This window comes from Gilliamella sp. Fer1-1 (genome assembly GCF_001690825.1).
GTDB lineage: Bacteria > Pseudomonadota > Gammaproteobacteria > Enterobacterales > Orbaceae > Gilliamella > Gilliamella apicola_C.
Genome location: NZ_LZGX01000100.1, coordinates 1 through 2,584, shown reverse-complemented (window position 1 = coordinate 2,584; position 2,584 = coordinate 1). Strand labels below are relative to the sequence as shown.

Sequence of the window (2,584 nt, the reverse complement as noted above, 5' to 3'; positions counted from 1 at the left end):
CGAATATTTAGGTATTAAACCTAAGCAAGTTTATTACCACCAATTACCTTTTCCGGGTTTTATGGCAGAGCGATATAAAAACTTTCCACATCAAGCTCCATTAACTTTAATTCAAGCAGAGAACCAATCGCCCAATAATAAATACAGTGATTTAATCGAAATAGAAATGGGTGATAATTATCAATACAAAAAAATTAATAAAACAAAATGGTTACAAACTCCGCTCACATTCCCCTTAGCGCAATTTAAACCATTAGAAAATGGTGTTTATTTTTATGTATTGGGCGATAAAAACCAGTTAACGCCATTAGAGAGTGTTGAGCAAGCAGTAAGCTTACCGACTTATATCCGTGTTGAAAAAGAAATGGGTAAAATCATTTCGATAGTAAAAAAAACACGAATGCAGTGGCTAACAACCGAATTTGCATACAAAAAAAACACCCCTGTTCGCAGTACATTAACCGTGCTTGAAAGCCATTTAGTGCCTAAATTAGTTATAGAAACAGAGTATGAAAAAGGCAGTTATTTTCCCTCATCTCAAATCATTAAAGATGCCCAAGGGAATACGATTAGGACATTCAAACTGTTAAAAAATAAGACAGTGTTTGCCATATTAGAGCGGTTTAATCAACAAGGTATTAAAACTAACCATATTGAAATATCCACAGACGGTAATGTGAAAAATCAATATCTGGATAATCAAGGCAATATATTATTGACCACTGACGAGGTTAAAGACCAAAACGCCCCTCAACTTTATGATGACTTACCATTCAACCCAGATGGTTTTGACATAATACTGCAAGAGGCAAATACACAATAATCAAAATATAATAAGGAATAAGAGTACGTTACATAAAAAAGCTATAAGCCTAAATGGAAAAGGTGAGGAAGAGATGAAAAAGTTAGTCAGAATAGGGTTGATCTTCTTTTTACTGTGGATAACAACTTTCCAATCTGTTTTAGCCGAGGTAAAAATGCAAGGCCAACAAGCACAACTAGTTAAAAAATTAAAGGCACAGGGTATTATGCCCAATAAAGTCTATTTTCAACGTGATTTTATGCTTGTTTTGGATAATGAAGATAGTTACCCAGAAAAAGATTTATCTACATCGGTAATGGGTTTAGAAAACCATCCTGATATGTATGAAATCGCAACTCAAAGTATTGCTCAAGTTAAATTAAATCAGAATTATCAATATAGTGATATATGGCAACGTAAACGCAATATTATTGAAATATTATATCCTACCGATGCTTTTCAATCGCTAGAAGATGGTGTTTATTTTTATACATTAGATGAGCATAAACAATTACAACAACATACTTCATTTGAAGACGTTTTTGAATTACCTTGTTATCTGCGGGTGGAAAAAAAGCACGGTATTGTGATCAGTATTCAAAAAAGACCTTTAACACTAATTAGCCATTATCGTTATGATTATTGGGGCAATAACAATTTAAAGCAACTTACAATAGTAAAATATGATACAGAGCATAATATTATTTATACCTCTGAAGTTCTTTTTGATGAAAATACGGGGCTAATGACCCAAGCAACCAGAAAAAACCCGATAACGGGGCGCTATTCAATTGAAAATTATATTAGAGAGGTTAATCTTTATAGCATTGAGGACTACTTTGATAAGCAAGGTATAAAAACCAATCATGTCATTCATCATAATCAGTCTTTAATACATGCCGAAAACCAAATACTTAATAAAGCTGGTCAAGTTATAAAAACGAAAAATAGGGAGCCTGAAGAAATCTTTGATTTTGAAAAAGGTTTACCCGAACCCTACCCTTACAATAAATTAATGATAAATATAAAAAAAGCCCATATGTTATTTACGGATTCGTTGTTTGAACAGGGGCTGGATGATAATAGTCAATATGATAGTGAGGCAAAACAACGCGTCGAATATTTAGGTATTAAACCTAAGCAAGTTTATTACCACCAATTACCTTTTCCGGGTTTTATGGCAGAGCGATATAAAAACTTTCCACATCAAGCTCCATTAACTTTAATTCAAGCAGAGAACCAATCGCCCAATAATAAATACAGTGATTTAATCGAAATAGAAATGGGTGATAATTATCAATACAAAAAAATTAATAAAACAAAATGGTTACAAACTCCGCTCACATTCCCCTTAGCGCAATTTAAACCATTAGAAAATGGTGTTTATTTTTATGTATTGGGCGATAAAAACCAGTTAACGCCATTAGAGAGTGTTGAGCAAGCAGTAAGCTTACCGACTTATATCCGTGTTGAAAAAGAAATGGGTAAAATCATTTCGATAGTAAAAAAAACACGAATGCAGTGGCTAACAACCGAATTTGCATACAAAAAAAACACCCCTGTTCGCAGTACATTAACCGTGCTTGAAAGCCATTTAGTGCCTAAATTAGTTATAGAAACAGAGTATGAAAAAGGCAGTTATTTTCCCTCATCTCAAATCATTAAAGATGCCCAAGGGAATACGATTAGGACATTCAAACTGTTAAAAAATAAGACAGTGTTTGCCATATTAGAGCGGTTTAATCAACAAGGTATTAAAACTAACCATATTGAAATATCCAC

The 2,584-nt window shown here is 33.1% G+C and carries 2 protein-coding genes; both read left to right on the top strand.

Features of this window, described 5'->3' with window-relative positions:
• Positions 1 to 823: hypothetical protein (locus A9G28_RS13655; protein WP_176702150.1), on the top strand; the 823-nt coding region annotated here is incomplete at its 5' end.
• 73 nt (positions 824 to 896) lie between these two features.
• Positions 897 to 2,584, top strand: a 1,688-nt coding sequence (locus A9G28_RS10855; protein WP_141674744.1) for a hypothetical protein, incomplete at its 3' end; no start/stop codon positions are given.